Annotated in this window: 7 protein-coding genes and 1 pseudogene; 6 read left to right on the forward strand and 2 right to left on the reverse strand. The window is 48.8% G+C overall.

Going from position 1 to position 5,799, the window contains the following annotated elements:
* Both ABRP86_RS11300 and ABRP86_RS11305 read right to left on the reverse strand, forming a co-directional pair.
* The coding region (locus ABRP86_RS11300; protein ID WP_349864423.1) for an IS3 family transposase at positions 1-305 on the reverse strand (305 nt) is incomplete at its 3' end.
* Positions 302-674: pseudogene (locus ABRP86_RS11305) on the reverse strand (transposase). The pseudogene ABRP86_RS11305 and the gene ABRP86_RS11300, both read right to left, overlap by 4 nt.
* A gap of 620 nt (positions 675-1,294) precedes the next feature.
* On the opposite strand from ABRP86_RS11305, the gene ABRP86_RS11310 reads away from it, so the two are divergent.
* The 6 genes from ABRP86_RS11310 (at position 1,295) to ABRP86_RS11335 (ending at position 5,755) form a co-directional block, all read left to right on the forward strand.
* Positions 1,295-2,002: an ATP-binding cassette domain-containing protein gene (locus ABRP86_RS11310; RefSeq protein ID WP_349864425.1), complete on the forward strand. Its 708-nt coding sequence runs from the start codon at positions 1,295-1,297 to the stop codon at positions 2,000-2,002.
* Positions 1,992-3,131 carry a hypothetical protein gene (locus tag ABRP86_RS11315; RefSeq protein WP_349864427.1) on the forward strand — a complete coding sequence of 380 codons (1,140 nt, stop codon included), beginning with the start codon at positions 1,992-1,994 and terminating at the stop codon, positions 3,129-3,131. The genes ABRP86_RS11310 and ABRP86_RS11315 overlap by 11 nt, the downstream gene beginning before the upstream one ends.
* A gap of 60 nt (positions 3,132-3,191) precedes the next feature.
* Positions 3,192-3,713, forward strand: a complete 522-nt coding sequence (locus ABRP86_RS11320; RefSeq protein ID WP_349864429.1) for a hypothetical protein — start codon at positions 3,192-3,194, stop codon at positions 3,711-3,713.
* Between the two features lie 361 nt (positions 3,714-4,074).
* Positions 4,075-4,665, forward strand: coding sequence for an AAA family ATPase (locus ABRP86_RS11325; protein WP_257159630.1), 591 nt, complete (start codon positions 4,075-4,077; stop codon positions 4,663-4,665).
* The gene (locus ABRP86_RS11330) at positions 4,662-4,928 is read left to right on the forward strand and encodes a hypothetical protein (RefSeq protein ID WP_349864431.1); all 267 of its coding nucleotides are present in this window, start codon (positions 4,662-4,664) and stop codon (positions 4,926-4,928) included. Before ABRP86_RS11325 ends, ABRP86_RS11330 begins: the two co-directional genes overlap by 4 nt.
* A 317-nt stretch (positions 4,929-5,245) precedes the next feature.
* Entirely contained in the window at positions 5,246-5,755 is a 510-nt protein-coding gene (locus ABRP86_RS11335; RefSeq protein WP_349864433.1) for a replication initiation protein, read from the forward strand.
* Positions 5,756-5,799: the final 44 nt, after the last annotated feature.

Here is a 5,799-nt window from a genome sequence, read left to right on the forward strand (position 1 = left end):
CCTTTGCCTGATACACCGGCTAGACGCATCAGCCGCGCGGTTTGTTCACGACCGATATCGATTCCGTCACGATGAAGAGCATGCCACATTTTCCGCACACCGTAGATGCCGTAATTATCCCGATGGATAGCACTAATGCGTTCAACCAGCACAGCATCACGAAGGCCGCGAGCACTTACCCCACGGGCCTTGGACTGACGATACCCACGCGAGGTGATGAACCCACCAGCGCGGTTTTTCTTCAACGTCTTACAGATGAACTCGACAGAGAAACGATTCCGGTATTCATCGATGAACCGGATCATTTCCGACGTTTTGGGTCGAGTTCCGACGCGAAAAAAGCTGAGGCAGCCTTTAAAAGTTCATTGGTGTCGCGTAGCTCTTGATTTTCACGGCGAAGCCTCGCGTTTTCGGCGGCCAGATCTTCAGGCACGGGTTCTGGGATGTTTCCCGCACGGCGGGCCTGTTGGGTCCATTGACGGGCTGTGTGCCATGACACCCCCAGCTTTGGGGCTACTGCCTGGCACGCGGCTTGCATCGACATATTTTCCGCCAAGATGCGGTCCTCTACAAGACGGACCACACGATCCTTCGCATCCTGGTCAAATTTTCTTGGCATATTCCAGATTTTCCCATCTACTCAAACGGAACAAAACCTGGGACACTTCAAACATGCACTTTAGAGGTGGATAAAACTTGGGGATAAGGGGTAATTGGGGGGGGGAATTAATTAGAATATCTTTACTGCGGGCTGTGCATACTATAAGCGGATAAGTTAAGGTAAAGCTGTTTCAGGCATAGGTAAAAGCCATCCAACGCTTAGAGCTTGAGGCAGACGCATAAAGACGAGGCCGATTTTGGCGTGCTTAACTTTCGAAAGGGGAAGTTCTGTGAAGAGGAAAATTGTAGCGGGGTTAGTTACTGCCTTGGCGGTTTCTATGTTCGCTGCTCCAGCGAATGCGGAGGGGCACTTTGAAACTAGTGTTAGCGGGGTTCGCGATGGATTCAGGACTCGTGGCTGGATTGATCGAAACATTGATGGTTACAACACGGAGATTACAGCAGCTACCTGCTTAAATGCTGTACATGGATCTCCTGGAAAAGTTGAGATGACCCTGCGTCGAGAGCTTTCTAAGAGGCCGGACCCCGACCTAGGATCGCGTTCGTTCAATAGATGCTATGGGGGATGGGACCGAGGCGGGTGGGGGCGCCAGGCTGCAGGAAATTATCATGCCGATATCCATACATTCGATTGGAACCACTTAACCATCAAGTGGCTGAAGTTTGTATGGTAGTGACCGTTCAGGCTAATGCACTAAGAGTGCGGCGTTCAAATAAGACAATTCTGGATATACCGCAGCTGGTGATAGATGAACGCCCCACGCTTCTACTGGGGGCTAATGGCGCTGGGAAATCAACGCTTTTTTCTGCTCTTGCATCAGATTCTTCTCCGAAGGAAGGAACAGTTCTGAGGGAAGGATCTATATCTATAGTGGAGCAGAAATTTAATCCTATTACCGGTTTCACCTCTAGTGAGTACTGCGCTTATGTTGCTTGGTTGTTTGGGCGAGATAAAAAGACCGCAAAGAAAGAAAGCTTAGATTGGCTAGATTTTGTAGATTTGTCAAGAGTGTCTAGTCAACGGTGCGAAAGTCTTAGCGGAGGAGAACGCTCTAGACTAGCGATCGCCACTGCGTTGAACTCTGGGGCGGAAACATTACTGCTTGATGAACCTAGTGCGGCACTTGATCCACTCAACAAAGAGCATGTAACTGAGGTATACCAACGGATTGTGGATAGAGGGCATAACCTAGTTGTCTCAACGCATGATGCTGGCGAACTACAGAGACCTTTCGAGCGTGTTCTTGTTCTTGATAAGGGGAAGCTACATTTCGATGGTTCACGGCAAGATTTTGTACAGCTAGCTACAGAGTCGGGAAATACCCCAGCGCATATTCTCTCACGATCCTTTGTACGGAGAGGAAATTACAGTGATTCCTAATTTCGGTGTTAAACACTGGCTTCGCCGTCCATCATTATGGATTTGCCTTATTGGGCTAATCCTTAGCGCAGTTCCTATTTCGGAATTAGGAAAGACGCCATACTATGAGTCGAATGCTGCTCAATCTACACTGGTGTTCTTCGTAATTGCTCCTGCGGTTTCTGCCGCAATGGCATGGGAAGCATCACGTTTTCGTCCTCTAGTGCAGATGGGGAGAAAATCTGTAGTTCGTATTTATGTGAACCGAATGTTTGTATGGTCGCTGCTTTTTCCCCTTGGCTACGTATTAGCAAGTCTTTCACAAAGTACTGATTCTGCGCTGTTCGGCTCTTTAATCTTTTGGGTTATGCTGGCTTATTCGTCCATCGTCGGTATCTGTTGGACGCTAATCGGAAGTGCACTTGGTTTTTCGTTTAAACCACTGGTATCAGTGTCTGTATCAGCTGCGCTTGCATATACGTGGTATGCGGTAGTTCCAGCCACTTCTCCTGGACCCCTAAGACGTATAACTGGTGATTTTTTAGCGTGCTGTTCTTATGATGCAACGCTAGATGTGAAAGCAATTGGAACAGCAATTGTAGGGATTATCGGAGCTACGCTGACCATAGTCTCGGCTGCGGCACTGTTCAGGCACCGCAGTAAAATGTATATGTTAACTTTCTTTTTAGGGCTTGTCTGTTTTATCGGTTCTTTTGCTTGGGCGCAGCAACTCACCGATTTTGGACTTGCACAAAGAGATTCTCGTCAGGTTGTTTGCTCTTCTAATGTCTGTGCATGGCCGGAAGTTCCTAGCGAAAATATATTACTTAATATCCAGGCGAGGGATGCTTTTTCTAAAATAGCACCCACTGAGTGGAGAGATTTTTCAGAGCGTCCTGTGATGTGGGGAGATTTTTCGGAAGAGCATTTGAGTTTAAGCGGCCAATCCACGGTAGAGGGGATAGTTGGAGAGTTTGTGGATCAAGCTGGATCTGCAGAACTGATTCGTTCAGACGCTAAAGTCTGCGGAATTCCGGCGAAAGATTTGGGAATTACGCTTAGTGGTCTTCCTTGGGAGCCTAATCGACAAGTTAACGTTGGAGATGTTGTTCAGCGTATCGAGCACACTGTGTGCAGAGTTAGCAATTAGTCCATGACATCATACGCATTCTTGTACTGCCGTGGGCATAGGCTAATTACTGTTTTAGTCATGGTGCTGTTTATTGGCTTTGTTCTTGCTTTTGCTGAGGGATGGTTACTAAATATCCCTTGGCTCAATGATACTGCTGGGGCAAACGTTGGCACTTTATGTTCGTTTTCTTATGCCGCATTGCCAGTGATTTTTTTCAGAAATCAGATTTCCAGGTTAGAAGCGCAAGCTTCACGGAATTGGCTGTTTATTGACGGTATGGTCCTCGTAACTTTATGGATTATTCCTTGGGTATTTTCCCTTTGCGGCATAGGAAGCACTAGATTTGCTTATGTATCTACTGTTCTTACAGGTTTGACGCTTCTTATAGGTAGATATGTGAGTGTGGATACACTTGCTTTGTCACTTGTAGCACAGCTTGTTTTACAAACTGCTCTTTGGCCATCATTGTCTGATACGAATTGGAAACTCCTTCTTTTCGCTTTAGAGGTTCCACCCGGCCGTATTCCATTAATATTAAGTGTGGTTTCTTTTTTTGTAAGTGTTGTTTCTTTGCGTAAATTCAAGCGCTCTGCGTTTTAGTTAACAGTAGATCGTGTCAATTCTTTGTGTGTGGGACAGGCTACTACCGTTTGGTTGATATATCGTTTCCAGCTAGTAATTTGGACTTCTTTCTCGAATCAGCTGGCTGTGTCTGAAGTACTTTCCCTATTTAGCCCGCCTAGAAGTTCGTTTGTTTTTAATTGAGCATAAAGTATTGAAAACGAGTTTTACCGCATCATGCTCGCCGGTCTGTAGAACATGACGATAAAGAGAACTAAAAGACTTAACTGCCAGCGCGTTTAGAGTTTACAGTAAACTGTACAACTGTAGACCTGTAAAGCAGTATTTACTGAAATCTGTAAACTGGTAGGCGCAATGACGTATCCACCTAGGAGAAGACATGATCATTACCGCCATTAACGCCAAAGGCGGCGTTGGCAAGACCACTACAACGATGTTTCTCGCCACGGTTTTCGCCCACCGAGGAAAGACCGTGACTGTCACAGACTTAGACCGACAGGGCTCAGCTCTAGAATGGTCTGAACGTGCGGAAGACGGAGGCGACCCTTTACCGTTTGAGGTCGAACTGTCTATCCCTAAGCGCGTTGATAGGCAAGCGGCACTCGTCGGAGACGATGAGTTCATGTTCATTGATGTCCCACCAGGAGACGAGAACGCTATTGAAGCAGCAATCGCTGTCAGCGACTTCATCATTCTTCCAACCCGTTCTGCTGCCGCCGACCTCTCCCGCGTGTGGGAACTGCGCGACGCAGTCAGCGGAACACCACATGCAGTCCTGCTGACGTTCGCCAGGAAGGGAACCAGCGCCCTTGATGCTGCACGAGAAGCACTCGACGCAGAACAAATGCCCCACTTTAAAACCGAAATCCCGCTACGCGAGGACATGCACCTAGCCTTCGGCTACTGCCCAGGCCCAGACATGCACGGTTATGAACAGATCGCAGACGAACTCATGGAGATGATGAAATGAGCACCAGCAAAGAGCGCGCCAGGGCACAGCAAGGCCCGCGAACCTCGTCAAAGAAAACCACAAAGCCGACCCCGGCAGCGGAGAAGAAAACAGTACGAGGTGCATTCCACCAACCCACCGGCCGCGACTACGTCAAGAAGATGACCGTCGAAATTGACCGCGAACTTCACTCAGAACTCAAAATCATCGCCGCGCAAAAAAGCGTGACCATACGCGAGATTGTCAGCAACTACCTCGAAGAATACGTACGTAACAACAAATAAAGGTTTACAGAAGTACATCTTTACAGCACCTGTATTCCTGTAAACCCGGCAGTTCTACATGCGCCATCCCCACCGCAGTGAGGGCAAATATCGCACGAGAAAATGGGGAAGTAGATCTGCACAGAAGAAAAGCAATTACGCATGGCAAGCCATGCGTAATTGCAGGTAAAAGGTGCATTCTTCGCGTGTCATGACTACTAAATGACACTGGTGTCATTTAGAGTCGGTGGAAGACAGTGAAAACGAAGAAAGCCACCGGGCGGCAACCCAGTGACTTTCGCTTATCACCCAGCACACACCTGGGAGAAAGCACGGCCATGAGTCTACAGGCTGACGCGCAAAACGCGCACACTAAAACACCTACCCGTGTTGAACCGGACCGCGGCGGGCTGGATAACACCCCAGCATCCGCCAGCGACCGCGACTTACTCCGCGCACATTTAGGCCGCGAGGTACTCCACGGGTCTGTTGGACGGGATTTTTCCAAGTCTTATATGCGCAATGCTGATGGTACGAACTCGCCACGCATGTATCGCTTCGACACCGAAGCTCTAGGACGATGCGAGTACGTCATGCTTACCAATAAGCAGTACGCCGCCGTCCTAGTCGTCGACGTTGACCAGATAGGAACAGCCGGTGGTGACCCCGCAGACTTAAACCCCTATGTACGTAGCGTGGTGCGCTCGCTCATCTCTCACTCCATCGGCCCAGCGTGGGTAGGAATCAACCCGACTAACGGGAAAGCTCAGTTCATTTGGCTTATTGACCCCGTCTACGCTGACCGTGGCGGTAAATCGGACCTGACCCCCAGATGGTGGACACCTTGAAACCAGCATCTCGCTGGGGAAGTGAGGTACCTTTCCACCATGCC

The sequence above is a fragment of the Corynebacterium sp. KPL3927 genome (assembly GCF_040225835.1).
In the GTDB taxonomy this organism is placed as follows: Bacteria; Actinomycetota; Actinomycetes; order Mycobacteriales; family Mycobacteriaceae; genus Corynebacterium.

Excerpts from the sequence above, each read along its gene's own strand:
- ABRP86_RS11330 (WP_349864431.1), top strand. The coding sequence starts at position 4,662 with ATGAGCACCAGCAAAGAGCGCGCCAGGGCACAGCAAGGCCCGCGAACC.
- ABRP86_RS11335 (WP_349864433.1), top strand. The coding sequence starts at position 5,246 with ATGAGTCTACAGGCTGACGCGCAAAACGCGCACACTAAAACACCTACC.
- ABRP86_RS11320 (WP_349864429.1), top strand. The coding sequence starts at position 3,192 with ATGGTGCTGTTTATTGGCTTTGTTCTTGCTTTTGCTGAGGGATGGTTA.
- ABRP86_RS11325 (WP_257159630.1), top strand. The coding sequence starts at position 4,075 with ATGATCATTACCGCCATTAACGCCAAAGGCGGCGTTGGCAAGACCACT.